We start from the raw sequence: 26,621 nt of genomic DNA, 5'->3' as shown, positions 1-26,621 counted from the left end.
ATAAAAATCGGCAAAATCCTTCTCCATAAAGAATCAGGATTTTGCCCCACTGAAATCATTTATTATTTAATAGTATTTTTATCGTAATCTTTTAAAACAGTTTTTAGCATTTTTCCTGTTCCCGATTTCGGTAGTTGGTCAATAAAACAAATATAATCAGGAACCTTATACTCTGCCAGTCTCTCTTTACAATAGGAAACTACCTCTTCTTCCTGTAACTCTGGTTTTTTCTTTGCTACATAGGCCACCGTTTTTTCGCCAAAGACCGGATCAGGCCTGCCAATAACGGAACACTCCAAAATATCAGGGTGCGTGTACAATACTTCCTCTAACTCACGCGGGTAAATATTAAAGCCGCCTCTGATGATCATGTCCTTCTTCCGGTCCACAATAAAATGGTATCCATCTTCATCATAATAGGCCAAATCACCAGTATATAACCATCCATCTTTAATCGTGTTAATCGTATCATCTTCCTTCTTATAGTAGCCCTTCATCATGTTCGGTCCTCTGAAAATAATCTCCCCTACCGCGTGAGACTCTACTTCCTCACCTTCCGGGTCAACAATTTTCAAATCGACGCCAGGAATAGGCACTCCAACAGAATTCAATTTTTTAGCCATATCTCGAGGTGTGGTCATTAGCATAACTGTACTTTCTGTCAGACCATATCCTTCTGATATTTCTACACCAAGTGATTGATTGGTCTTATGGAGGATCTCAGCAGGCAAACTCGCACCACCACAACCAGCTGTCCGAAGATGAGAAAAGTCTAAATCTGAAATGGCTGGATTTTGAAGAAAGAAAGCATACATAGTTGGGACGCCCAAGAATATCGAGATTTGATAGTTTGATATCTTTTCAAGTGTATCAACAGGATGAAAACGTTCCTCTAAATAAATCGTACTTCCGTGGGCAATCGGCGCTAGGAATCCTTGTAATTTGGCATAAGCATGAAAAAGAGGCAATACACAAAGGACCCTGTCTTTTGGCGTTAATTGATTAATGACGGCTGCCGTAATTGTCATCCAATTCAAGTTGGCATGTGTAATCATGGCTCCCTTTGGATTACCGGTTGTCCCGGATGTATAAATGATTTGCGCGACATCCTCCGCATGAACAGGGGCCACCTTGCTGATAGGAGATAGAGACTGCAATTCCTGCCAGTCAGTAAATGGATGATTTTCCTCTTCTCCAAAATAATAGATTTCTTTCATCTGTTTAAAGTCATTCATAGAGTTTTGAATGACAGCGGATGCAGCAACTTCCGTAATTAAATATTCCGATTCCGAATCATTAATAATATAGGTTGTTTCTTTTTCTTTAAAGGTAGGGTTAATGGGTACGACTGTTGCACCAGTTGCTAATATAGCAAAATACGTAATGATATATTCCGGTCGATTGGTCATCATCAACGCTACTTTTGTCTCCTGAGTAATGCCTTTATTTTTTAACCCGGCTGCAACACTGAAAATTTGATCTCTCAGCTCTTGATAAGTCATCACTTGTTCCCGGTAATGAATAGCGGGCTGATTGGGCAAACGCGACACAGTGGACGTTAGCAGTTCAACAATATTCAAAAATTAACTACCTCCTTAAAATATAGAATCTATATTTCCGCCTATTAAACACTTACTTTTGTGCCTAAAACCTCTCGGCAAACCTGCTCAATTACCTCTTCTGGCAAACGATAGGTTTGACCAGAAGGATCATTTTGGACAGCAGATATAAGTTCCGATATATCGGCAGATTCAATGTTATATTCAGAAAAATCATCTGGTAAGTTTACAGCTTTACGAAGTGCTTCAATTTCTTCTATACATTGCTGTAAGCACTCTTCCTCGGTATCGGCAATATTCTCAATGCCAAGCGCCTGAGCAAATTCTTTTATCTTAGGTAAATAGAGAGGAGCTAGGTTTTTCATAACACTCGGCATTAAAACTGCATTAGCCAGACCATGTGGAATTCCATACTTTGCACCCAGGGCATGGGCCATATTATGGATAGGCATTTCGGCAAAAGCTAAGACAAAACTTGTTATAGCCATAGCGCTCGCCTGGAGCATATTGGCGCGCGCTGCAATATTGTTCCCTTCATGTACAGCTGTTTCCAAATTGGCTCGAATTAGTTTAGCAGAATGGAGTGCAAATGCATCTCCCATAGTATTTGAGTTATTGGAAAAATACCCTTCCACAGCATGAGTCAAGGCATCCAATCCAGTAAAAGCAGTAACTTTAGCCGGTAAGCCGACGGTTAACTCAGGATCAAGAATCGCGATATCTGAATTGATAAATGGATGGAGCAAATTACACTTCACTCCTAATTGTTCATTATAAACAACCGAAATACCCGATATTTCGGCGCCTGTTCCAGCTGTTGTCGCAATCGAAATATGAGGTATGCCCATATGCTGAGCCTCTGGCCAAACTTCTATGACATTTCCATTCAAGGCATGTTCAATTTTGTCCACTTTTTTATGAAGACACCATTTGATTGTTTTCGCCGTGTCCATGACCGAACCACCACCGATGGCAATAATAGAGTCTCCATTACATTGTTTAAAATAGTGCAGACCATTATTAATATTGGAAGATTTAGCATCCTGAGTAACATCGTCAAATACTCCCGCCAGCTGTATGCCAGGCACCATTTCAAATAAACGCTGTATTTTTTTCGTCAGTCCAGCCTGGGTTAACCCTTTATCGGAAAATAAAACCGGACGTTTACCACCCAATGACTGAATTAAGTCTGGAATAAGTATATGCGACCCTGCTCCATTCTTAATGATTGATCGATGGATAAATTCATAATACGAAGTAACCTTCATCTTATCTCCCCATTCCTATTAGTTTTAAAAGAATGCTAGAATATCAGCCCTAAAGCTGCCCGTTGTTCATTTTCATTTGTAAGTGCGGTTATGATACTTTTCAGCTCTGTATACTCATTGAAAACCTGACTTCCCAATTCACGTCCAAGCCCGCTTTGTTTATAACCGCCGAATGGGGCATCATTTCTGAATGCGTGCCATTCATTAATCCAAATTGTCCCTGCCCTAAGCTGCGTGGCAATTTCGTTTGCTTTTACGACATCACGTGACCATACTCCTGCTGTTAATCCATAAATCGTATCATTTGCGATTTCAATAGCTTCTTCCACTGTTGAATACTTCATCACACACAGAACTGGTCCAAAGATTTCTTCCCGGGCTATTTTCATATCATTTGTGACATCTGCAAAAATAGTAGGCTCAATAAAATATCCTTGATCAAGTCCCGGTCCTTCTGCTTTTTTACCACCACAAACAAGACGTGCTCCTTCTTCTAAACCGGAGTCTATATAGCCCAAAATTTTATTCATTTGTATTTCTGAAATAACCGGACCCATACCTGTATTTGGATCAAGCGGATGACCCAGTTTAATTTTTGCACTCATTGCAACTAACTGTTCAACGACAGTATCATACATGGATTCATGAACAAGGACACGCGTACTTGCTTCACAAACTTGACCAGCGTGGAAAAATACGCCAAGCAAAATACCTGGTATGGCCACTTCTAAATCAGCATCTGGAAGTACAATTGCAGGTGCCTTCCCGCCAAGCTCGAGCGTAACTTTTTTCACACCTGAAGAGGCTAACTCCATGATTTTCTTTCCTGTTTCAGTTGAACCTGTGAACGCAATCTTCTCCACATCCAGATGTGTCACAAGCGCCTCTCCTACCTCTGAACCTGATCCGGTAATGACATTGAAAACTCCTTTAGGAAGACCTGCTTCGACAGCAATCTCTGCTAATTTCAATGTGCCAAGCGGAGTATCTGATGCTGGCTTAACGATAATGGAATTCCCCATGGCAATTGCAGGTGCAACCTTCCACATTGCCAATACAAGAGGAAAATTAAACGGTGTAATAGCTGCTACGACCCCTAATGGTTCCCGAACTAACTGGGCTCTGTTTGCTCCGAACATTTGCTTTACAGGCAATGCCTCCACAAACTCATATTCAAGAGACATGCTGGCTGTTTGCTGGAGAGAGAGGATAAGCTGCATAATATCTGCCCCGCCAATTTTACGCAGGGTGGCTCCCGTACTGATTCCCTCCAAATAGATTAACTCCTGTGCATAATCCTTGATTTTACCGGCAAAACGCATCATAATTTGCGCTCTCTCTGCTTGTGTTTTCCTTGACCATATACCTGATTCAAAAACTTCTTTTGCATTTAGGACAGCTTTATTCACGTCATCTTTTGTACCTTTAGGGACTTTAGCAATTACTTCGGATGTAGCTGGATTTATGACATCGAACATTTCTCCCGTAGAGCCTGGTGTCCATTCTCCACCAATAAATTGTGCAAATTCCTGAACCTTCACGTCTGTACTCATCCTATATCCTCCCTTTTCTACCTATTTTCTTACTCAAAAATAACTTCAGTTTCATGAATTTCTTCCAGCGTTTTCTCCTGGGCACGTGATAGTACCTCAATCCGAGCACTCAATTGTTTTAGCGCATATTCCATTGCTTTTCCTTCCTCGATACCGAGACTTGTCACTTTTTCCCCATCTTCCCTGGTTGTCAGCTCATAGGCAATTGGAAGCAACTCCTGGAGTCTTACTTGGACACGATCAAATAACTCGGGCTTTTCATGAATCAAGCGCTGAATAAGGAATGTGCCAAATCCAATATGGCGTCCTTCGTCCCTCTTTACATTCCGGATTCCTTCAATAAATCCAGGGAACAAATTCGCTTTTGATAAAGCTTCATAGAAGAACCAATATCCCGTTTCCGCCAATACACCTTCAGCAAAGATATTGTATGTGACCGCAGCATCCAGCATTGCTTCAGGTGACTGATCTACGAGTAATCTATTCATTGTCTTAGGGAGGACATCGTCAAATAATTTCCTGTGCCCGGATGTCAGGAGATGGCTGAGATCCTCAGTCACGCCTATTTCTTCTAAAAATAAACTAAAGAACTCCGCATGCTTAGCTTCTTCAAATAAGAATGTAGATAGGTAAGATTCCTCTTCAAACCATCCTTTTTTGGATACAGCCATAATCATCGGCAGGATATCCTCCGAGACAGCTTCCTCCCCGCCAATAAACTGTGCAAATTGAATCAGAACTTCCTGCTGTTGGTCAGGACTTAGCTTTTTCCAATCCTCTTTATCCTGGCTAAAGTCAATATCAACCGGATTCCATATCCCATGTCTTTTTGCCTTTTGGTATAGCCTATATGGGAGTGAATCCTTTTTAATCATTTGTTTGGTAGTTACATATTCACGCATTCGTATCCCTCCTTTAAGAATAATTAGTTTTATTTTCATGGATACTTTTCGTATGTATTCCCTCCTCCCACCAATAATAAAGCGCTTACATTATGTTGCATCCACTTGGAACAGCCTTCACTTAACTAATTGCAAGTTCCGTGCCAACACACCATCCATGTGAGAATCAGAAAAATAGTATGGCTTTTATGTAGAAATGATTGATTTCCAAACAACCTTTTTTCCTTGCTGTTTGAATATCAATCATAGGCTTTTTGACCTGCAGACGGAACTTCTTTACTTAAACTGTAACTTAAAACCTATACATAATATGTTGTAATTTGTAAGCTAACTAAAAAAAGATAGAATAAATCTATCATCAATTTCCACACTTCTATTCATAGGATTTAATTTTGAAACTATTATTCTTTGGAAACAGTGATACATTACTTCTTTTATTAAGACTTGTTAATTTAGAAAAAACGATTTCCCATTTAAAATCAATCCATATACATAGCTTAAAAGGTACTTTAAGTAAATAATAAAGCGTGGATTAATAGTAATAGAGCGGATTTAATTAATTATTGAGCCGAACTTCAACATAATTGAGCCAAACCACTTTGTAATGATCAAATTAGTGAGAGTATGTGTGAAAAGAAGCCAAATAAGCGCAGATTTTCATTTTTGAGATACTTCTATATTTAAGCCACTATAACGATTATTATTCTACCGTGCCTATTAGTATAGATAATTACCCGATAGACACATATAGTTGATCCTTTTTTCTCCCTTATAAATTAAAATTTAACTAGCAAAGTCGCATAAATAAAGGCAGTGATTAGCCACTAAATATGCCTCTCACTGCCTCATGCTCAAATGACTGACCTTATCTACTTTTCTGTCTCTGAATATCCCTTTCTAAGGACTGTCTTAACAATTTTCCCAGCTGCGTTTCTTGGCAATGAATCTACGAAATGTACCAGCTTAGGCTTTTTATAGGATGCCAAATGATTCTGGCAAAAGAGAATGACTTCTTCCTCTGTCATTGTTTCACCAGACTTCAGAACGATATATGCTTGAACCACTTCTCCCCATTTTTCATCAACTGCACCGACCACAGCACTTTCAACCACTTTGGCATGCCTATTTAAGACTTGTTCGATTTCGGCTGGATAGATATTCTCTCCTCCACTAATAATCATATCTTTTTTACGGTCAACGACATAAATAAACCCTTCATCATCCATCCGAACTAAATCCCCGCTATGAAACCATCCTCCATGGAATGCCTCTCTTGTTGCCTCTGGGTTTTTATAATATTCTTTCATAACGGTTGGTCCACGGTAGACAATTTCACCTACATCCCCGAGCGGAACATCATTCATATGGTCATCAACAACCCGGACTTCTACGTTGACCACCGGCTTACCAACGGATGAATTTTTCCTAATAGAGTCCTCTGGCTGAAGACAGGTGGTAACTGGGCTCATTTCTGTTTGTCCAAAAGGATCGCGCAGTTTCCCATTTGGAAAATATTTTGTTATCTTCTCTTTCAATAATAGAGAACAGGGTGCACTCCCAGCGGCACACCTTTCTAATGATGTTAGATCATAGTCTTCAATCGAAGGGAATTCTACAAGCATATGCCACATGGTCGGTGCTAAAAAGATAAAATTAATTCGCTCTTTCTCGATGGTTTGAAGTACTGCTTCGGGGTTGAATTGTGAATGAATCACGGTAGTTCCATTAATGGGGTATAAAAGAGTTGATAGAGCAGCAATGTGAAATAAGGGAGCAACTAATAATTGCTTAAAATTCGAGCTAAGTCCTGCTGTGACGACTTGGTTCATCCCATTCATGCACATATTTTGATGAGTTAAAACTGCTCCTTTTGGACGCCCAGTTGTACCTGAAGTATAAATAATAAGCGCACCATCATCACCCGATAATGAATTGCATGGGCGATACGTTGAGGAGCGGTCATATATTGTCTCATATGGTATATGGGAAGAGGAAGAATCTCCATTCACGATAACTATACTGTCTACAAGCTGAATTTGTGATCGTATCGACTCAATCACAGGTAAAAAAACGTGATCAACAAATAATATTTTACACTCAGATTGCCCTATGATATATGCTAGCTCATCTTTTGTGAGGCGAAAATTTATTGGAACTCCCAATGCTCCCACCAATGAGGTGGCAAAGAAAACATCAATAAAAGGAAGTCCATTCAAGAGCATAAATCCAACCTTATCCTGATATCCTATTCCATTTTCCTGCAACCAACCCGCTAAGTGGGTTGCTCTTTTCTCTGCCTCACGATAGGTCCGTCTCTCACTGCCAAATATGTATGCCTCTCTCTCATGAGCTGTGTGTGCTGACCTGCGTAGATACTCTCCGATCAACAATGATCTGGATAAATCCAAATTAGATGTCGTCACATAAATCCCTCCATATTTAAACTTTAATTTATTTGAACAAAATCACTTAAATGGTTCAATATGAAATCATCCTCTATGGGGAATTGGCAAGCATCCATTGTATTTTGCCATCACTTACAATAATGCAATTATGATGCCAACCTGTATTTTGGCAATCACACGCTAATGTTCAATTATTCATGTCTTCAAATCACACACATCAATGATTACAGGTGTTTGATAGTCTAACACATTTATCCCCGTCGATTTTGATATCCATGAAAATGGAATCTGATGGAAATATACAAATTTCTCTTCTTCTTTCTTGTCCATTGTGTAAAACGACGTGGATTAATAGAATCTAAATCCGAGCGCCATAATAAGCTTTTATTACTGTTCCTGTGAGAATGCTTGCTCTTGCTCTTTTTCTTTTAAAACATAATTACCCATAAAAAACAGCACCTGCCCATATTGGGTAAGTGCTGCTTAATTTCTATTACATATACAAATAAACAGCGTATTGATCCTGAGTCATTCATACAGCCCTGTCAGCCTCTCCGGACTGCTTTTAGAGGTATTTTTAATTACTAACCGAATAAATGTAAATGACCCATATCAAATTTGAAAAACGAATCCGAACAATAAAGAGCTCTTAAATAGAACTCACTGCGGAGGATTGATAATGATAGAATCGGGCAGATAAATACTGAATTCCGTCCATTCTGGATTGGATGTGCATAATAAGTCTCCATTATAACTATCAATAATTTTTTTGCATACATACAGGCCAATACCCGTACCTAATTCCTTCGTAGTGAAAAATGGCTCAAAGATCGACTCAATAATATCATTTGCAATCATTGGGCCATTATTGGACAAACTTATCACTAATTGATTGTTCTTAATTGTGGATTTTACTTTAATCACACGCTGAGGCGGCTGATTTTTCAAGGCATCAATTGAGTTAACAAACAGATTAAGGGCAACCTGCTTCAATCCATTTCTGCTTGCCTTTATAATTAAATCTTCCGGAACATCGATTTCAACCTTAACATTGGTGTCGATAATGTTCGCATAGCTTAATTGTTTAATCTCTTCAATCAGATCTCTGATTGATATATCCATGATAATCTCTTCATTGAATTCAGCCTTTGATGTGTGCAAAAATTGGCTAATGCGAAAATTTAATTGATTAAGCTCATATTCCATGATATCCAAGTATTTCATATCCGGAAATTCTTTTCTCAAAATCTTATTAAAGCCCATTACAGCAGTAAGCGGATTACGGAATTCATGCACAAAGCTTGATGATATTTGGCCGAGCAGTGCTAATTTATCCTTATGGTTTTCATTGATGAACGTAGTCTTCTGATCAATGACTTGATTTTTTAAGTGTATACAGGTCGAAACCATTTCATAGCTGAATGTGTCAAATTGTCTATTGATATTATTAACTGTACTTTGTAGTACATAAGACGGTATATCCATCTTCAGCACAAAATTCACAAATATTCTGCGCCCCTGATTGATATTATATAAGACATCTCCTATATTAATATCATCCATTCGCTCAACGGCTGTGCTTGCCGCCATTTCCTTAATTTGGCTTTCAGATATTTTCCCGTTTATCGTGTCAATCAATTGCATAAACATAATCTTACGCGGTTGTTTCAAAGATTCTAGATAATCCTCTTTATTCGGCGCCTTAATCGAATCTAAATACTCCTGAAATAAACTCGCCTCTTCTTTAATCAATAAATCCTCAATCAGCTGTTGATATTCACTTTGCTTTAATAAAATTGGCTCCATTCCATTAGACCACCATTTCACTTAGCTTTACATGTATGTTCTATATTCGACAAATACACCTGATATCCTTTACTAACTTTAAAACATCTCCAGATTGAGAATATTGTAATATTCATGTAAAATGATTACTTTCGTGTAATTCCATTTTTTCGCTTAAAATATACTTTTCTTTGCTTTATCGTCTATGTAAAGAGGTAAAAAATAAGGTCAGATGTTTAATGATAATCAAAAAACAACTCGAGTAACGAAACATACTCAATTCTGTCCATCTAAAAAGGACTATATATAGGAAGCAATGTCCTTATATAGTCCTCAATTAATTGGCTGATATAGTTAATGTGATTTCTTTAGTTTTAGATCTGCCTATTCACCTTTGCGAAATTCTGTTTTTAATAATATTATAAACAAGTACTAACGCAGCCACTATTAAGAAAACATGGATAATTGCTCCGCCAATTTTAAATATAAGACCTAATAACCATATAGCCAATAAGATTCCAACTAATGTCCAAAGCATTTGAATCATCTCTCTTCCAATAAGGGTTTCATTTACCTATTTTTACCCATTTGAAAAGATTTAAAACAAAAGCGATTATTAATAACAATTTATTACCGTACCAATCAGCGTTTGGTTGAACCAAATCCACCGGTTCTGCTTGCATGTAGTACTTGATCCTCATCTGCTAATAGATACTGTTTAAAAATACCCTGTGCAATCCTGTCCCCTTTTTTTACAAGAACCGGAGCTTCTCCGCGATTAGTAATGGAAATACCAATATTCCCATCATTTTCAGGGTTTCCATAGTAGGAAGAATCAATAATGCCTGTCCCATTTGATAGAACTAGCCCATATTTCACTCCCAAACTACTTCTGATATGTATCTCCAATAATTCATTTTGCTGCATATAGGCTTTGACGTTAGTCCAAAACAGATGCTTTCCTCCAACATTCAATGTAATGGTTTCGTTTGAAAAAAAATCATATCCTGCTGATCCGGCATCTCCGCGCATTGGGAGCTTGACTTCATCCTCCGTCATTTGAACCTTGATATACGCAGAATTAACAACTTCGAATCCTCTTACTTTTTGCTCTTTCATATAAATCTCCTTTTATGTAACAATATCCTTGTAACTATTAATAATTTTAAACTGACTCCACATTTCAGGAAACAAAGATTGATATTTATCGGTTAAAAATCGATCATCTATTAAAGTAAGCGTACCTGTATCCTGTTCACTGCGAATTAATCGACCTGCAGCCTGCAATACTTTGTTCATCCCCGGATAAACATACGCGTAATCAAATCCATTTTTACTTTTTGAGTGATAATAGTCGCGAATTAAGTTTCTTTCTTCATTTAATTGAGGCAATCCAACTCCAATTATGATAACCCCACTCAATCTATTGCCAACCAGGTCGATTCCTTCAGAAAAGATTCCGCCTAATACTGTAAAGCCAATTACAGGAATATCTAGGTTCTCTTCAAAGGCTGACAGAAAATCTTCTCTTTCCTGCTCACTCATTCCTTGATTTTGTATCAGAATTTTAGAAGGTTCCTCAAATTCCTCCAGTTCGTCCATAACCATTCTTAAAAATTGGTAGGACGGGAAAAACACTAAAAAATTACCTCTGTTTTTTGTAATTGCATGAATGGTTCTGGCAATTTGAACACTAGATACCGAGCGATCATGGAATCTTGTAGAAAGCGGCTGTATTGCTATATCCAACTGATCTGGGGAAAATGGTGAACCGATTTGAATCCGATAATCCCCATCACCACTTCCTAATGCATCCATGTAATAGCCAATTGGCGTCAATGTAGCCGAGAAGAATAGAGTGGAAGCAAATCCCTTCGTCATCTTTTGCAAATTTAAAGCAGGATCCAAACAAAACAGCTTTAAGTATACATTATTGCTTCCCTTTATTACATGCGTCGTATAATGCTCATTATAATACTTAGCTATCCGTAGGAAATTCTGTGATTGAAAAAAGGTTTCTAATAAATCAATTTCATTTGACGTATGATTTTCTCCATACCTGGTTAATTGAGCACCGGCATGAAGTACGAAATCTTCCAGTGCATCCAGCAACTCGTCCGGCTTTTCCGAATAAGCAGCTGATTTCCTTTCGCCCAATTTCTTCCTTTGCTGAATCAATAATGCATTAATTACTTTAGCTGCATTTGATAGCTCTGGATTCAATTGGCCGTACGCCCTTTTTATATCTAGAAATGCTTTCTTTTCCAACTCTGCAGAAAACATTTCCCGGCCGCGTTCCACCAGATTATGCGCTTCATCAACCAGAATTACAGTTCGTTTCTTTTGCTCATCAGATAGTCGTTTCAAGAATACTCGTGGATCAAAAATATAATTATAATCGCAAATCACAATGTCTGCCAGGTATGCTAATTCAATCGAATATTCAAAAGGACATACTCGGTGGCGCTGAGCGTATTCCAGAATTGTTTCTCTATCCATTAACCATTCATTTTCTAAAATATCCAAAACAGCAGCATTAATTCGGTCATAATGCCCCTCCCCATATATACATTGGCCAGAGGTGCAATCAGGACACATTTTATCCTTAGCTGTAAGGGTAACAGTTTTCACTTTTAAACCTTTGCCAATTAAGATGTTTAGTGTATCCTCAGCCACTTGCCTCGTAATTGTTTTGGCTGTTAAATAGAAAAATCGTTCAATCTTATGGTCTATTTCTCCCATCATTTTTATGGATGGAAATATAAAAGAAATGGTCTTTCCAATGCCAGTTGGCGCCAATGCGAATAATTTTTTTCGTTCAGAAATGGTTTTCCAGGCTGCTCCTATGAGCTTTCGCTGTCCCTTTCTAAAATTTCCGAACGGAAATTCAATTTTTGCTGCTGAATTGAGCTTTTCTCTCCGTATCTTTAATTGCAGGATTGCAAATGGTGTAAAGTTTTCGAGTACTTGAGTTAGAAATTGTTCTAATTCTTTAAATGTTAGGGTTTTGCGAAACGAGGCTGTTTGATTAGTCAATATTTGTACGTAAGTCAATTGTATATCAATATGTTTCAGACCTTCATTCAAACAGTATATATAGCCATAACACATTGCCTGAGCCCAGTGTACAGGGTATGTATTTTCATCAATCCCATCAAGAGCTCCAGAGGTTGATTTAATTTCCTCAATGACTGTTCCTTCTCGCCTATGTAAAATACCATCACATCTTCCTTCAATCTCATAAAGAATATCCCCGTATTCCATTATCAGATTAAGAGGTACCTCTTTTTCATCGTTCTCCTCATATTCTGCTTGTCTTCTTTGATGAATTCTTGTCCCCTCAATCATAGAACTGGCCGTGCGAAAACGTCCGTCCAAATCGCCGCCCCGATAAACATATTCAACTAACTGTCTAATGGATATATGATACTCACCTAACATGTACACTCACCCAACCTGCGTCATAGTACCATTATCATACCATATAGGGTACAGATGTTCTTACTTAAATGAAATTGAAAGAACATCATTCATATAAAGTAGGGACTATTGAAATCTCTTTGCTTCACCCTTAATAGTAACTAAAACAGGGTATTCTCAGATTTTGAGAATACCCTGTTTTGTTTGATTGCCTTGTCACATAATCACTTAATATGAATATTTCTAATTTCCGCTTTTATGAAGAATATATATACTCGGCTTTTTCTTAATTTTCTTCTGAAATATCCTGCAAAGCTTCACCGGCTTCGTCATTACCGGTATAGCTTACGGCCAAATCACCTAAGGATACAATTCCAACAAGTTTACCGTTTTCCAGGACAGGCAGACGCCTAATTTGATGTTGAGCCATTAGTGCAGCTGCTTCCTCCTCTGTTGTATCAGGGTTTGCAGTCACAACATTTTGATGCATCACATCTGTTACCCTAGTTGAACCTGGCCGTTTTTCAGCAATTCCGTCCACAACCAGATCGCGGTCCGTAATGATGCCAATCAATGTATTATCCTCACAGACAGGAATGATTCCTACATTATCTTCTTTCATTTTCAAAGCAACCTCATATACATTATCAAGCGGTGTAACATAGTCTACATTTGTGGTCATAATTTCTCTTAACATCGTCATGAGCTATACCTCACTTCCTTTTACCTCTATCTTCCCCTTTTTTACCTTTTTGACACATTTTTTTAATGGAAGAAGGAGGTTAATTAAAGTTTGGTTTCACTCATTAATTTATCAATATCTTTATATATCTGAACTTCTTCATTAATTCTGAGCATTTTATCGTCCAATTCTGCAATCATATCGGCAGACCCTTTTAATTCTTGGAGTAGATGCTCAGGTACATCCTTAGAGAATTTATAATAAATTTTATGTTCCAGGCTCGCCCAAAAGTCCATGGCAATGGTTCTAATTTGTATTTCCACCGGCATCCATTTTTTACAGTTCGAAAAAAACACTGGTATTTCCGTAATCAAATGAAGGCTCCTATACCCGTTTGACTTAGGGTTTTTAATATAATCTTTAATCTCAATAATATGTATATCATCCTGTTTTCCAAGGGCATCTACAATCGCATAAATATCCGTCGTAAACGAACAGGAAATACGAATCCCGGCTATATCACGGACATTCTGCTGTGCATTTTCAACCGTAATATCTAGGTTTTTTCGTTTTAATTTTTTCATAATACTCTGTGGACTTTTCATTCTCGATTTAATATGTTCGATTGGATTGTAATTGTGAATCAATTCAAACTCCTGATTTAATATTTCCAGTTTTGTATTCATTTCACTTAATGCAAACTTATAGCCAATTAAAAATTCTTTCCATTCATTTAATTCTTGTTCATAAGGCAAATTCACAGTTGGGATACCTCTTTTCTGTAGTGTTTACATACCCCTACATACGATTAAGACGAATAAATGGTTTCATTTTGATCTATTGAAAATACTGTTAAATTCACAAAATAAAAAACAAGACAAAAAAAACAGACCACATATTCAATGGTCTGTTTCTGTGAGAAAGCTGGACGGCTTAATCGTTCCGTCTAGGATTATTAATCGCTTGAAGCATTTTAATTCCTTCTGTCATCTCACTACCACATAATGGACACTTAGGTGTTGCTGTAGCTTTGAAATTGTCACGTACCCAACCGTTACAATCATCAGAAGTACATTCCCACACCTTCGTTTCTTCAGGGATTATTTCCTCAACATTTTTTCGATTATACATAACCGGCACACCTTTCTTTTAGAAGTTAATTATGTAGTAAAAGACTATCCATACCTGGGATAGCCTTTATTCGCATACTTCTTAAAGCTTAATTACGTTTTCAGCTTGAGGTCCGCGAGCGCCTTCTGTTACGTCGAACTGTACGCTTTGGCCTTCTTCTAGAGATTTGAAACCTTCGCCTTGAATAGCGGAGAAATGTACGAATACATCATTTTCGCCTTCAACTTCAATGAATCCGAAACCTTTTTCTGCATTAAACCATTTTACTTTACCGTTTTTCATTTTGTTACCTCCAAAAATGTGTGATAAATAAAGATTCACCTATTATAAAAAGTACCGCTCTGTAAAAAAGAGAACACTTTATAATAAGTGAATGTCTATTTACGGTCAATTTTATAAAGATAAACATTATACCTTATAATACGGCACATTTTCAGAAATGTCAATAATCTGCTGAACTTTCTAACCATATCATGCCTCTGTCAGCAGATATTATACCTATTTATTTTTGAGATTTATTCCACTCATATAATTGCCGGAAATAGTCTATTCGTTCTTCTCTCGTATAATGGGCATTTACCCCGCTTGTAGATGGAACAACAAAGATATAGCAGCCTTCCCAATCAGGTGTAGCAAAAAACAAGCCGTCCTGAAGACCTGGTTCTACTTTGCCTTTAAGACGGTTTGTTGCATAGCGGAAGGCAGTAATCCCAATGAAGCATAAACATTTAGGCTTGTATTGAGTGATTAAATTCCTTAGGTCAGCCGCACCCTCTATAAATTCATCTTTTTTCAAATCAGAAGAAGATCTTGTTGCCCTGCCGACAATATCAGTTATTCCGTAACCATAGTCCAAGAGCTTTGCCGTCTCCTCAGGTTTAAACTGATACGGCGTAATGCCACCCAAATACAAACCCTTCCAAAACAAATTCGCTGGATTCGCAAAATGATACCCTTTTAGAGCAGAAATTCTGCCAGGATTAATCCCACAAAATACAATATCCAATCCAGGCTTGATATAGGTTGGCAATGTTAAAGATTCAAAATCCTCCATTCATACCCTCCTCGCTCTATTTTGGATGATTATAACGCATTTAAGAATGATGATAAAGTAATCAACTTATGACTGTTCTTACATCTACTTCTTTGTTAAAAATAAAAAACACGGCATATCCCCCGTAGCAAACGCCACGAGGTACACACCATGTTCACAAGTTACCTGTATGAGATTAAGCTTTACCGCAGCATTTTTTATATTTTTTGCCGCTGCCGCATGGGCAAGGTTCATTTCTGCCTACTTTTGGTTGAGTTTTTAGAACTGGAGCAGAAGCTGCAGGTTTACTAGCAGATGGAGAGGATAATTCAGAAGGTGTGTGACCTTTTAAAATCCATAGTCTTGTATTGTTTACGACAGTAACCATTTTTTCAACCAGTGCATTAATATCTTTTTCTGACTCAAATTCAATTTGTTCTCCAAACCATTTCACCACATCAGGCAAGGATTCTCCGAATTGAACTTTAAAGATAAAACGGTCTGCCAATTCTGCTGCTTCTTCTTGTTTCAAAGAATACGTATCTGATAAATAGTGAATGAATTCAACCATTTGCTCTGTTCTTTCAAATGGCTCGTACCGGTTCACGTTTACCATAGTTTCAGCAGGAATATGGTAGTATTTCAAGCCTACTCTGCTTGCCTGAGCCTGTTTAAATCCATCTAATTCCTTGATAGTATCATGAATAATATATTCATCATCTAGACGGAAATCTCCATAGAAATCTTCCAAATATCGAATGTAATTGTGCAGCCATTCAATATCCACTTCTTCCTGGATATATCCTTCAATCAATTTATGAGCTTTTTCAACCTCTATAAATCCATAATAACGAATTAACCCAAAAAGAATGTTTGTCACTTTTTGATTACGGTTAATGACAGTCATGATTTCTTTTGGATTTAAATTGTAAAATTGTTTCATTACTTCAGTCGGCATTACAACCACTGGTTGATCTTCCACTTTGGAAGGGTGGATATATCCGATACTTGATAAGTAAAATACATTTTCAAGTCCAATTTGTTCGATTGGCATAATCCCGCTTTTTGTCATCATCGCTACAATAGCTGTGTATTGATGAAGATCCATCATTTGAACCTTCTCAGGGACAGAAGCTGGTATTTTCTCAGCCAGTGCTGCTACCAATTCTTTTTTTCTTAATGAACTCATGTTTTTTAAATTTAGATTTCTGCGGATATTCTTTAAAGCATCCATCTTTAATGAATCCAGCAAACTCTCTAAATTATATTCATCTACAGTTGCAGTTGTCATCAGAATTCCTCCATATTGATTCAAAAACTAAAAATATAATAATTCCCCGTCAAAGAATTAAATTTTACTACAAATCACGAAAAAAATAAACTGTCGCTCTATTCCTAAATTTTAAATTCCTTCTATACACTTATGTAATTGACTAAAACATATGGTATTGATACTACCCCTCTTTTACTAGAATAGAAAGGAAAAAGCAATCCAGCGTGCTTGGATTGCTTTTCATGACCAATCAAAAAACCTATCAGTCTTCCAAAATTTTCACATCAACTGTTTTAATACCCCAGTCTTCCGCTTCACTTTGTGATGGAATAAAAACATCAATTTTATTACCTTTAATTGCTCCTCCAATATCTCCGGCAATTGCATGTCCGTACCCTTCCACATAAACTTTTGTGCCCAGTGGAATTACAGATGGGTCAACAGCAATTACTTTTTGATTAGGATTAGCTTTAAGATCTATACCAGTGTATGTGACACCAGTTCCACCTTCACAATCCGCGGTATAGGCTGTTGCCTTAACAGTAATGATTTTCTCATCCTGCTCAGAGTTTTCAGCAGATGTATTTATTTCTTCATCTACTTCTTCAACTTCAGAAGTTACGGCAGTTTCTGTATTTTTATTTACCTCTTCTTCAATTGGTGATTTTACAGATGTTTCTTTTACCTCATCTTTATCTTCAACTGCAGGTGTTTTAATAACCTTATTTTCCTTAGTCTTTTCCGTCTTTACAGCCTTTTCTATCTTAGATAAGTCTGTTCTACGTTCAGTCGATTGCACGTCTTTCGTTTCGACTCGATCTGTTGCATCGGCAGCAGCGTTAGCAGATGATTGTATGTTCATTTCTGTATCTTTAATGCTTGAATTAATAGATTCATATGAAGTATGCTCAAACTCTTTATCATTCTGAATGATTGTAGAGCTTGTCTTTTTTTCAGGCATATCTATAAACATAAAATCAGTCAAATCATCTTTCACTACTTGACTTACTTCAGCTGTTGGCTGCTGATCTATATGTTGAGTTTTATTATTATTTGATGAGGAAACGAAGCCACCTTGTATGACTCCCGCAAGTGATGTTGAGATTAATACTGCAATAATCAATTGATTCATCGGGCTAACCTCCTTTATTTTGACCGAATGAATTTCAGACATTATCCTACCAGCTAACTAAAATAGTTGTTAAGAACAAATAGATGTTAAACCTATTACATATATGTCACTAATATTACGTTAATGTAACAAATTTACAGAAAAGTATATCAGTAAGCGCTTTATCTATTGATTCTGTTAGTACTGGATTTTTTGTCTTTATAGCTATCGAAGAAGCTGTTTTACACAAATTACCATCGTCAAAGTGCTGTTTTCTGACTAAAACACGAGAATGTTAGCACTTCTCTTTCAAAATGTGTACATGTGGTGATATAATTTGCTAGATACCAGCAAACGGAGGAAATGAAATACATGATTACTGTAAATAACGTAGGTCTTCGCTTTGGAGACCGAAAATTGTTCGAAGATGTAAATATTAAATTTACACCTGGAAACTGCTATGGATTAATTGGCGCCAACGGTGCCGGAAAATCTACTTTTCTTAAAATCTTATCAGGTGAGCTAGAGCCTCAATCTGGAACTGTCAGCCTTGGCCCTGGAGAGCGCCTTACAGTCTTAAAGCAAAACCACTTCGAATATGAAGATATTGAAGTGATTCAAGTAGTTATTATGGGACATGCCCGACTTTATGAAGTTATGAAAGAAAAAGATGCTATTTATATGAAGGAAAACTTCTCCGACGAAGATGGTATGAGAGCAGCAGAACTTGAAGGTGAATTTGCTGAACTGAATGGTTGGGAAGCAGAACCTGATGCAGCAATCCTACTTAAAGGGTTAGGGATACCAGAAGAATTACACAACAAAAAGATGGCTGAGCTAGATGGTGGAGAAAAAGTAAAAGTATTGCTTGCACAAGCTTTATTTGGCAAACCGGACGTATTATTACTCGATGAGCCTACCAACCACCTTGATATCAAAGCTATTCAATGGCTTGAAGAATTTTTAATCAACTTTGAGAATACGGTAATTGTTGTATCCCATGACCGTCATTTCTTGAATAAAGTATGTACACATATTGCAGACCTTGATTTCGGAAAAATCCAATTGTATGTCGGAAACTATGATTTCTGGTATGAGTCCAGCCAATTGGCACAAAAATTAACAGCTGAGTCCAATAAGAAAAAGGAAGAAAAGATTAAGGAATTACAAGCATTCGTTGCCCGTTTCAGTGCTAATGCTTCTAAATCTAAACAGGCCACTTCCCGTAAAAAATTATTGGAAAAGATTACGCTCGATGATATTAGACCTTCATCCCGCCGTTATCCATATGTACACTTCACTCCAGAGCGCGAAATTGGTAATGATCTTCTGCGTGTAGAAGGTCTATCCAAAACGATTGATGGAGAAAAGGTACTGAACAATGTTAGCTTTATTATGAATAAAGACGACAAAATCGCTTTAGTTGGTCAAAATGATAATGCCAAAACAGCTCTATTTAAAATCCTAATGGGTGAAATGGAAGCTGATGAAGGAACATTCAAATGGGGAGTTACAACTTCACAATCCTACTTCCCTAAAGACAACTCTGAGTTCTTTGAAGGAAACGAGCAAACTCTAGTGGATTGGCTTCGTCAATTCTCTCCACAGGATGAAAGCGAATCATTCCTTCGTGGTTTCCTCGGAAGAATGCTCTTCTCTGGTGAAGAAGTAATGAAGAAACCGTCTGTTCTTTCCGGTGGCGAAAAAGTTCGTTGTATGCTATCCAAAATGATGCTCAGCGGAGCAAATGTTCTTCTTTTGGATGAACCGACGAACCATCTAGACTTGGAATCCATCACAGCAGTCAATAACGGTATGATTAATTTCAAAGGTGCCATGATCTTCACATCTCATGACCACCAGTTTATCCAAACGATTGCAAACCGTATTATCGAAATTACTCCAGATGGCATCATCGACAAACAAATGACGTATGATGAGTATTTAGAGACAGTTAAAAAGTAATGAATGCAAAAGACTATCAGTGAATTTTAACTGATAGTCTTTTTCTTATAATTTGGATTAGTGCCTTGTTAAATATAAAAAATTACAAAACAGCTTAAATCCTTCTGTATTTCATACTCCATAATTAAAGCCTTAATCTTAATCAAACGACTACATACGGTGTCTTCTGGATGATTAATCTTCTAATATCTCTCGCAAAAACTTGTGTCTATTTTGTAAAAAGTAATTCGTTATTTGATAGTGATCTGTCATTTCATAATCTATCTCTTTAATTGTATCGTTATCAAAACTTAGAATTGTGGCGTTGGGATATCCTAAAAGAATTGGAGAATGTGTAGCGATTATAAATTGACTGTCCCCTGCAGTGACTAAATCATGTAAGATTTTCAAAAATGAAAGTTGTCGCTGGGGTGATAAGGCAGCTTCTGGTTCATCTAATAAATAGATGGCTCTCCCTTTAAATCGGTTTAAAAAGAGGGACAAAAAAGACTCGCCATGAGATTGTTGATGCAAAGAACGTCCGCCATAGGCATTATAAGCTTTTACTTCATCAATATGAGAAGCAAAATTATAAAATGACTCTGCTCTAAGAAAAAAACCGTCTGTGACTTTAGGAAGCCACGAAAGCCTTATATATTCGCCAAGTGCGGATTCTGAAGCATGAACATTATAAGTATTATTCCGCCCTCCACCTGCTGTATTAAACTGACATTTATCAGCAATTGCTTCTAGAAGTGTAGATTTTCCTGAACCGTTTTCCCCAACAAAAAATGTAACATTGATTTTCAAATTCAATTGGTGAAGATTCTTTATTGAAGGAATAGAGAAAGGATACTCATTATAAGAAGGTATGTTTTCATGCTCAAGTTGAATTCTCTTTAAGAACAACACTATCACCTACGATTTCCTTTTTTACTTTTTTTTCGAATAAAACGTCCCTTTAACTGAATGAAAAAGATAATAAACCATGCATAGCATTCGACAATCAAATCGGATCGCTTTATTTAACAATTATATACAAAATATCATTACTTTTCACAATTTAATCCCACGAAAATAGTATAAAGCCGCGTAGTTGGAAAAATTGATTATAGACGACACGTACTGCTTATTTTCCTTGAAATTACTCTATACTTAGTAACTTCTATAACACTTGATAATAAGTTCAATCCAAACAGCAACTATAAAAAACGCCATTTTGAATATTGATATTCAAAATGGCGTTCAAATTAATATGTGAGTTTGACATTTCTTAATTGATATTCAGAAATAGTGACATGAGTTTATCTTCTCGAAATCTTTAATAAAGGCGGAACTACCGCCATCGTTACCATCCCGGCAAGGAGTGCTTCGGCAAGTCCATTTGTAAAAAACACAGTTAAAACAGCTTTATAAATGGCACTTGTACTGCCAGCGTTAATAGCCTCTGCATAGGCATCCTGAAATAGAAAGGTAATAGAACCCATAACCAAGAATGTATGCATAAAAGTGGACACTAAAGCTGTAATAAATAAAGCAGGTTTTTGAAGCGAATTTTTCTTTGTTATAGCATTACGAAATGCTTTAAAAATATAGTAAGGTATAAATCCAATCATTACTCTTGGAACAATGGCAATAAATAACGCCCAAAAACTTCCTTGATCTGTTCCTAATACGGGAATTGCTGGTGAAAAAGCAAATGATAATAATGTCGGAGTAATCGTATTTACAGCAATACTAGTAAATCCAAATACTAATCCCAATAACGCACCTATCTTTGGGCCTAAAATAATAGAGGCAATAATAATTGGAATATGAATTAAGGTTGCTTTAATTACACCTAAATGAATAAAACCAAATGGTGTAAACGCAAATAATAGAATAATAGATAAAAAAATGGCTGTTAAAGTAAAGTCTTTTATTTTCAACTTTCTAACTCCTTCAGTAATCAAATTTCTTTAAATTATCTTTTGATTAGTAAATTAAATTATAAGGATAAATTATTTGGTATGTAAAGATATTTCGCTTTGAGGATTCAAAATTTAATGTAAATCTTAAATATGTGAAAAAACCCTTACAGATACTGAATTACATAATTGTACTCATGGGATGTTCATTTATCGCTATACATCCTAAAGATTGAGAAAATATCCAATGGAAAACTAATCCGCTCTATTTCCTTACTGATTCGCTCAATTATTGCTGAATTCGGCTGAATTCTAGTCAGAATCGGCTCTATTATCACTAAAATTGGCTCTATTATTCTGAATAACGGCTCTATTAATGGCTATTTAACCTCATATCTATTCTTTTCTCCTAATCCAGCAATCTTATTAGTAAAGTATATATGTTAAAAATCTATTTCCAGCAAGGGATTCGTTATAATCTATCCATAAAAAGCAAAACAGGTGGGAAAGAACAATTTGTTCTCTCTCCACCTGTTGAACTTAACTTATCTTTTAACAATCTCAAAAAACGTTTCATAGCTATTAACATAATAATCCGCACCTGGCGTATCATTCTGAAATAAGCAGGTTTTGATTCCAATACTTTTGGCAGGTAAAATATCTAACTCCCTATCCCCAACCGCGAGATCAATACGGTACTTATCGTGCAGGTACTGATAGCTTGCCGGATGAGGTTTTTTTGGATATCCGTCATCAATGGCTACTATTTCTGTGAAATATTGATCCATTCCGTTTGCTTTTAAAATACTCTCGGCACCTTCACGGTATTTATGCGTCATGATTACATTTAAATCCGCTGCCTCCAGCACATTCTTCACTCCCGGAAACGGTTTGAAATCCAAGGGCTTTAACTGCCTTTCAAGTATATGAATATGTTTAATTTGTTCTTCGGTTAGCTTAAGTTCGTTGAACGCATGGCCAAACGACACCTTTAGCAAGGAAAAGATTTCTTCCTCCGAAAGAGGTGTCTCCACTGCACTTTTGACCATTCTCGCATAACCGGGATAGGTATCAAATAAAGTGCCGTCAAAGTCCCAAAGTATATTCATATCCATTCCCCTTATTGTTTCGTTATCTTCGTCCAGCCATCCTCTTGTGTAATTCTGCGATCCTTCATTAGTCGGCCGAGTGCACGTTTAAAAGCTGCTTTACTCATACCAAAACGTTTTTGGATAGACTCCGGATCCGATTTATCCCAATAAGGCATGCTGCCCCCGCGGCTTTCAAGATAAGTAAAGATTGCTTCCGCATCTTCATCAAGGCGTTCATGCGTACGTGGCAGCAACGAGCCGTTTGTACTGCCATCAGGCTTAACTTCAATAATTCTGCCCTTGACCAATTCACCCAGCCTTGGTTCATTCGCACGTTCACTCTCATGAATGAAACAGCGGTACCCTTCTGTTGTTAAAATAAAGGTGCCTACTTTTAATAAACGGTAAGCTCTTCCCTCAAAATCTTTATTTTTTATTGATTCAGGAGCATGCTCGCTTAATTCCTGTACAACGGTTTCAGTAGCAAGACGACCAAACATTCTGCCTCTATTGTCGACTTTTAATGTAACATAAAGCTGGTCTCCTACTTCTGGCCATAGGCTTTTTAATTTTGGTAAATCGTCACTGGAGATCAATAAATCCTTTTGAAGTCCGATATCAAGGAAAACCCCGTGGCTTGGATGAACATCCACGACCGGAACCCAATCATATTCACCTTCAGTAATGGTTGGCAATTTCATGGAGGCTGTCAATCGGCCTTCTTTATCGTTAAATAAGAAAACCTCTATTTCTTGCCCTATTTCAAGATCACCAACGATTTCATGTGTGTGAAGCAAAACATCTTCTTCACCATTAGAAAGAAAGTATCCGAATGAAACCTCTCTTTCCACTGTTAATGTTGCTTTAATACCTGGTTGTAAATAACTCATTAACTCTTCACCGCTTCCTTTATACGATCCTTAAGTATATCATTATTTTACCCGTTTATCAGTAAATAAGGACTAGTTGGATCATGTTTTTGTCTATTTGTCTGCACCAGCTTCGGACTTCTTACCGCATAGCAATATACGCAGCCAAATGGGCATGTATCATATGAACCCATCTCTTCTGCCTCCATGCACCCACATTCAGCCCGTTGGTATTTATCCTTTTTACCGGATAATTGCAGGTTAAATACTTCTTCAATAAAGTTTTTATCAATACACGCGCCATGTTTGATTCCGTGTGTATCCAAGTCAATAATCTCCGAACAAGTCTCTGGTACCATTCCATATTGCTTGCAAACTGAACCAATGGTACGGGTCAATGCATTTAAAGCTGACCGATTGTTAGGGTCAAGCCAGTCATCGAATTGATAGCCCTCCACCTTTTCCAGATTAGCAAGTCTACCTTTTGTCTTCGTATAAAAATCTTGAAAACTAATCACTACACGCGTAGTAAACCCGGATAATTGTTTTGCTATATGAGTAAATCGCTCGATATGATACTCCACATTCGTTTTATTGCTTAACACAATGGGATCGTATCGCCAGATTACTTTCTCCTGCCCGATTAAATCAGATATATACTGGAACTCTTTCATTCTGTTAGATAAACTTGGCATCCCTGGCTCAATCTCTTTTGGATAGTCATTTAGAGTATATTGAAACATTAAACGGTAGCCCATCTCCACCAATTCAGGAATATAGGGATTCATCGGTTTTGGATTCTTTGTCCAAAAACAAATTGCATCCACATCTACCGGCAAAAGTGAAACCTTCTTTGTTTGATGACGATTAAAAGGATTCACCTTCATATAATAGCCTTCTCTGATTCGATTCATAAACCACTCAGAGTAAAACGCAGGTATATCTGTTCTCCTGCTGGCACTAATAATCATCATTCTCACCCTTTCAGGCCTTTACTTTATACTGTTATATCCCTTTTTGCAAAGAAAAACCAAGCAACACCATAAAAGAAAATGAAATGCATGATAAGGATGATGATCGAAAAGCCTGGTGACATTCCAGACAGGATAGGTGTATTACCGAATAAGTATTGGTCCCACTGTGTATTGGCAAAGAGCAAAATCTTGCCAAGGGACAGCTCCAGCAACTCTGCAATTTCCGTTACAAACTTCCCGCCAAGTAACGCAGCTATTCCAAACCCAATTGCAAAGGCACTATTTTTAAATACGACAGATACTGCATATGTAAAGGTTGAAATCAGCATCAATTCCAAAAACGTAATTCCATACGTTAACAATAACTTTTGAAACATAAGCCCATAGCCCGCTCCAAAGCCGTAAATGATTCCTCCAATAAGCCAGGAAAAGATAAATGTAGTGGTTAATAAATATATACCATACAATTGAATCGTAAGCCATTTGGCAAATAAGACCATTGACCTTGTTCTCGGACGGATCAATAACAGTTTAATTGTTCCTGTTTGAAATTCATTAGCCAGTATACTCCCCGCCAAACCAATCGCTAGAAATATCGTGATGATTAGGAAGTTGGATAGCACAGACATAAAGTCAATCACATTTCCGTCTGTTCCTTTAATCAGTTTTGTAAAAAAGAATGGTAATAAACAAATCAACAAAGGCATCACCAGAAAGGAGTATCTGACCATTTTGTTATTTGTCATTTTATAGTGTTCGTTATAAAGTAATGACCTCACGAAATTCCAACCTCCCTCGCTGAAATCGTCTGTAAAAAGGTGTCTTCCAACTGATTTTGGTCATAAGCAAGCTGATACACGCTCACTTTATTCAGAACCAGCATTTCATTAAGCATCGGGATATCCTTTTTCTCAACTGATAAGCGAATAAGATTTCCCTTATATGAAATAACCTCATAATTTGCATCTAATACAGCCAGAGCATGTTGGATATCATCCACCTCAATAATAAGCACATGATGATCCATTTTTACATTTGTGATCTCCAATAATTCACCCGCTTTTATGATGCCAATTCGATCACAAAGCATTTCAACCTCAGATAATAGATGAGTGGAAATGAGAATCGATATATTCTCTTCTTTGGCCAAATAGAGAAGATGATTGCGTAAGTCACGCATTCCTTCTGGATCCAACCCGTTTGTTGGCTCGTCCAAAATCAAAATCTTCGGTTTGTGCAAAATGGCCTGGGCGACTCCTAATCTCTGTTTCATTCCTAACGAATATGTATGTACCTTGTCATCGATTCTTTCTGTCAGGTTGACTAATTCAACAACTTCTTCTATTCTATCAGATGATATATTCGAATATAAATTAGCGTATAATTCTAAATTTTGCCACCCAGTTAAATAATCGTAAAAGGCTGGATTTTCAATAATAGCTCCTACATGTTTGATGGCGTCAACAAAAGACGTTCCTACCTCGTGATTCATGATTCTAATCTGGCCGGCATTTTTCTTCATAAGTCCGCAAATCACTCGAATTAAGGTCGTTTTTCCAGCACCATTGGGTCCAATTAAGCCGAAAATTTCGCCTTCTTCTATTTCAAAGCTGATATTTTTAAGGATATCAGAACCAGCTATTTGTTTGCTGATTGATTTGACTTCTAAAACTGTATTTCTCATTCTCCCTGCCTTACCTCCCTAATCCAATCT

Annotated in this window: 24 protein-coding genes; 1 reads left to right on the top strand and 23 read right to left on the bottom strand. The window is 37.2% G+C overall.

The window, feature by feature from the left end; all coding sequences use genetic code 11:
• Positions 1–62: 62 nt before the first annotated feature.
• The 16 genes from FHY45_RS10770 to FHY45_RS21140 all read right to left on the bottom strand — a co-directional run bounded on the left by FHY45_RS10770 (position 63) and on the right by FHY45_RS21140 (position 18,143).
• Positions 63–1,580 (bottom strand): class I adenylate-forming enzyme family protein, encoded by a 1,518-nt coding sequence (locus FHY45_RS10770; RefSeq protein WP_139891863.1) that lies wholly within the window; start codon positions 1,578–1,580, stop codon positions 63–65.
• 44 nt (positions 1,581–1,624) lie between these two features.
• The gene (locus tag FHY45_RS10765) at positions 1,625–2,827 is read right to left on the bottom strand and encodes an iron-containing alcohol dehydrogenase (protein WP_139891862.1); all 1,203 of its coding nucleotides are present in this window, start codon (positions 2,825–2,827) and stop codon (positions 1,625–1,627) included.
• A gap of 35 nt (positions 2,828–2,862) precedes the next feature.
• The gene (locus FHY45_RS10760) at positions 2,863–4,380 is read right to left on the bottom strand and encodes an aldehyde dehydrogenase family protein (RefSeq protein ID WP_139891861.1); all 1,518 of its coding nucleotides are present in this window, start codon (positions 4,378–4,380) and stop codon (positions 2,863–2,865) included.
• Positions 4,381–4,409: 29 nt separating this feature from the next.
• Positions 4,410–5,282, bottom strand: a complete 873-nt coding sequence (locus FHY45_RS10755; protein WP_139891860.1) for a R2-like ligand-binding oxidase — start codon at positions 5,280–5,282, stop codon at positions 4,410–4,412.
• A gap of 869 nt (positions 5,283–6,151) precedes the next feature.
• The gene (locus tag FHY45_RS10750) at positions 6,152–7,705 is read right to left on the bottom strand and encodes an acyl-CoA synthetase (RefSeq protein WP_139891859.1); all 1,554 of its coding nucleotides are present in this window, start codon (positions 7,703–7,705) and stop codon (positions 6,152–6,154) included.
• Positions 7,706–8,347: 642 nt separating this feature from the next.
• Entirely contained in the window at positions 8,348–9,493 is a 1,146-nt protein-coding gene (locus FHY45_RS10745; RefSeq protein ID WP_066103480.1) for a histidine kinase N-terminal domain-containing protein, read from the bottom strand.
• A 367-nt stretch (positions 9,494–9,860) separates the two neighbouring features.
• The gene (locus FHY45_RS10740; protein WP_139063809.1) at positions 9,861–10,010 is read right to left on the bottom strand and encodes a lmo0937 family membrane protein; all 150 of its coding nucleotides are present in this window, start codon (positions 10,008–10,010) and stop codon (positions 9,861–9,863) included.
• Between the two features lie 104 nt (positions 10,011–10,114).
• Positions 10,115–10,591 (bottom strand): dCTP deaminase/dUTPase family protein, encoded by a 477-nt coding sequence (locus FHY45_RS10735; RefSeq protein WP_066103479.1) that lies wholly within the window; start codon positions 10,589–10,591, stop codon positions 10,115–10,117.
• A 12-nt stretch (positions 10,592–10,603) separates the two neighbouring features.
• Positions 10,604–12,913, bottom strand: coding sequence for an ATP-dependent DNA helicase (locus FHY45_RS10730; RefSeq protein WP_139891858.1), 2,310 nt, complete (start codon positions 12,911–12,913; stop codon positions 10,604–10,606).
• Positions 12,914–13,178: 265 nt separating this feature from the next.
• Positions 13,179–13,595: a CBS domain-containing protein gene (locus FHY45_RS10725; RefSeq protein WP_066103476.1), complete on the bottom strand. Its 417-nt coding sequence runs from the start codon at positions 13,593–13,595 to the stop codon at positions 13,179–13,181.
• A gap of 83 nt (positions 13,596–13,678) precedes the next feature.
• Positions 13,679–14,335, bottom strand: coding sequence for a GTP pyrophosphokinase (locus FHY45_RS10720; protein ID WP_225983575.1), 657 nt, complete (start codon positions 14,333–14,335; stop codon positions 13,679–13,681).
• Between the two features lie 172 nt (positions 14,336–14,507).
• Positions 14,508–14,705, bottom strand: coding sequence for a cold-shock protein (locus FHY45_RS10715; RefSeq protein ID WP_066103474.1), 198 nt, complete (start codon positions 14,703–14,705; stop codon positions 14,508–14,510).
• Positions 14,706–14,786: 81 nt separating this feature from the next.
• A complete protein-coding gene (locus tag FHY45_RS10710; RefSeq protein WP_066103471.1) occupies positions 14,787–14,987 on the bottom strand; it encodes a cold-shock protein in 201 nt (66 codons plus the stop codon).
• 220 nt (positions 14,988–15,207) lie between these two features.
• Positions 15,208–15,759 carry a mismatch-specific DNA-glycosylase gene (locus FHY45_RS10705; RefSeq protein WP_066103469.1) on the bottom strand — a complete coding sequence of 184 codons (552 nt, stop codon included), beginning with the start codon at positions 15,757–15,759 and terminating at the stop codon, positions 15,208–15,210.
• 175 nt (positions 15,760–15,934) lie between these two features.
• Positions 15,935–17,029, bottom strand: a complete 1,095-nt coding sequence (locus tag FHY45_RS10700; protein WP_139891857.1) for an SEC-C metal-binding domain-containing protein — start codon at positions 17,027–17,029, stop codon at positions 15,935–15,937.
• A gap of 244 nt (positions 17,030–17,273) precedes the next feature.
• Positions 17,274–18,143 (bottom strand): 3D domain-containing protein, encoded by an 870-nt coding sequence (locus tag FHY45_RS21140; RefSeq protein ID WP_306821551.1) that lies wholly within the window; start codon positions 18,141–18,143, stop codon positions 17,274–17,276.
• 351 nt (positions 18,144–18,494) lie between these two features.
• Between FHY45_RS21140 and FHY45_RS10690 the strand changes: the two genes are divergently transcribed.
• On the top strand, positions 18,495–20,087 hold the full coding sequence (locus FHY45_RS10690; protein ID WP_066103460.1) for an ABC-F family ATP-binding cassette domain-containing protein: 1,593 nt from the start codon (positions 18,495–18,497) through the stop codon (positions 20,085–20,087).
• Between the two features lie 174 nt (positions 20,088–20,261).
• Here FHY45_RS10690 and FHY45_RS10685 read toward each other — a convergent pair whose 3' ends face one another.
• The 7 genes from FHY45_RS10685 to FHY45_RS10655 all read right to left on the bottom strand — a co-directional run bounded on the left by FHY45_RS10685 (position 20,262) and on the right by FHY45_RS10655 (position 26,591).
• Positions 20,262–20,975 carry an AAA family ATPase gene (locus tag FHY45_RS10685; RefSeq protein WP_066103458.1) on the bottom strand — a complete coding sequence of 238 codons (714 nt, stop codon included), beginning with the start codon at positions 20,973–20,975 and terminating at the stop codon, positions 20,262–20,264.
• 395 nt (positions 20,976–21,370) lie between these two features.
• The gene (locus FHY45_RS10680) at positions 21,371–21,994 is read right to left on the bottom strand and encodes an ECF transporter S component (RefSeq protein WP_066103455.1); all 624 of its coding nucleotides are present in this window, start codon (positions 21,992–21,994) and stop codon (positions 21,371–21,373) included.
• A gap of 524 nt (positions 21,995–22,518) precedes the next feature.
• Complete coding sequence (locus FHY45_RS10675) at positions 22,519–23,082, bottom strand: HAD-IA family hydrolase (RefSeq protein WP_066103452.1); 564 nt, start codon at positions 23,080–23,082, stop codon at positions 22,519–22,521.
• 11 nt (positions 23,083–23,093) lie between these two features.
• Entirely contained in the window at positions 23,094–23,954 is an 861-nt protein-coding gene (locus tag FHY45_RS10670; RefSeq protein ID WP_139891856.1) for a CvfB family protein, read from the bottom strand.
• 47 nt (positions 23,955–24,001) lie between these two features.
• Positions 24,002–24,907 (bottom strand): DUF1848 domain-containing protein, encoded by a 906-nt coding sequence (locus tag FHY45_RS10665; protein ID WP_139891855.1) that lies wholly within the window; start codon positions 24,905–24,907, stop codon positions 24,002–24,004.
• A gap of 23 nt (positions 24,908–24,930) precedes the next feature.
• Positions 24,931–25,686 (bottom strand): ABC transporter permease, encoded by a 756-nt coding sequence (locus tag FHY45_RS10660; protein ID WP_066103446.1) that lies wholly within the window; start codon positions 25,684–25,686, stop codon positions 24,931–24,933.
• Positions 25,683–26,591, bottom strand: coding sequence for an ABC transporter ATP-binding protein (locus FHY45_RS10655; RefSeq protein WP_066103443.1), 909 nt, complete (start codon positions 26,589–26,591; stop codon positions 25,683–25,685). Before FHY45_RS10655 ends, FHY45_RS10660 begins: the two co-directional genes overlap by 4 nt.
• Positions 26,592–26,621: the final 30 nt, after the last annotated feature.

This window comes from Bacillus sp. D386 (genome assembly GCF_006346415.1).
Note: the sequence above shows the minus strand (reverse complement) of the source record. Positions and strands in the feature narration are given on the sequence as shown.

Excerpts from the sequence above, each read along its gene's own strand:
- FHY45_RS10765 (WP_139891862.1), bottom strand. The coding sequence starts at position 2,827 with ATGAAGGTTACTTCGTATTATGAATTTATCCATCGATCAATCATTAAG.
- FHY45_RS10760 (WP_139891861.1), bottom strand. The coding sequence starts at position 4,380 with ATGAGTACAGACGTGAAGGTTCAGGAATTTGCACAATTTATTGGTGGA.
- FHY45_RS10755 (WP_139891860.1), bottom strand. The coding sequence starts at position 5,282 with ATGCGTGAATATGTAACTACCAAACAAATGATTAAAAAGGATTCACTC.
- FHY45_RS10745 (WP_066103480.1), bottom strand. The coding sequence starts at position 9,493 with ATGGAGCCAATTTTATTAAAGCAAAGTGAATATCAACAGCTGATTGAG.
- FHY45_RS10740 (WP_139063809.1), bottom strand. The coding sequence starts at position 10,010 with ATGCTTTGGACATTAGTTGGAATCTTATTGGCTATATGGTTATTAGGT.
- FHY45_RS10735 (WP_066103479.1), bottom strand. The coding sequence starts at position 10,591 with ATGAAAGAGCAAAAAGTAAGAGGATTCGAAGTTGTTAATTCTGCGTAT.
- FHY45_RS10730 (WP_139891858.1), bottom strand. The coding sequence starts at position 12,913 with ATGTTAGGTGAGTATCATATATCCATTAGACAGTTAGTTGAATATGTT.
- FHY45_RS10725 (WP_066103476.1), bottom strand. The coding sequence starts at position 13,595 with ATGACGATGTTAAGAGAAATTATGACCACAAATGTAGACTATGTTACA.
- FHY45_RS10715 (WP_066103474.1), bottom strand. The coding sequence starts at position 14,705 with ATGTATAATCGAAAAAATGTTGAGGAAATAATCCCTGAAGAAACGAAG.
- FHY45_RS10710 (WP_066103471.1), bottom strand. The coding sequence starts at position 14,987 with ATGAAAAACGGTAAAGTAAAATGGTTTAATGCAGAAAAAGGTTTCGGA.
- FHY45_RS10705 (WP_066103469.1), bottom strand. The coding sequence starts at position 15,759 with ATGGAGGATTTTGAATCTTTAACATTGCCAACCTATATCAAGCCTGGA.
- FHY45_RS10700 (WP_139891857.1), bottom strand. The coding sequence starts at position 17,029 with ATGACAACTGCAACTGTAGATGAATATAATTTAGAGAGTTTGCTGGAT.
- FHY45_RS21140 (WP_306821551.1), bottom strand. The coding sequence starts at position 18,143 with ATGAATCAATTGATTATTGCAGTATTAATCTCAACATCACTTGCGGGA.
- FHY45_RS10690 (WP_066103460.1), top strand. The coding sequence starts at position 18,495 with ATGATTACTGTAAATAACGTAGGTCTTCGCTTTGGAGACCGAAAATTG.
- FHY45_RS10675 (WP_066103452.1), bottom strand. The coding sequence starts at position 23,082 with ATGAATATACTTTGGGACTTTGACGGCACTTTATTTGATACCTATCCC.
- FHY45_RS10670 (WP_139891856.1), bottom strand. The coding sequence starts at position 23,954 with ATGAGTTATTTACAACCAGGTATTAAAGCAACATTAACAGTGGAAAGA.
- FHY45_RS10665 (WP_139891855.1), bottom strand. The coding sequence starts at position 24,907 with ATGATGATTATTAGTGCCAGCAGGAGAACAGATATACCTGCGTTTTAC.
- FHY45_RS10655 (WP_066103443.1), bottom strand. The coding sequence starts at position 26,591 with ATGAGAAATACAGTTTTAGAAGTCAAATCAATCAGCAAACAAATAGCT.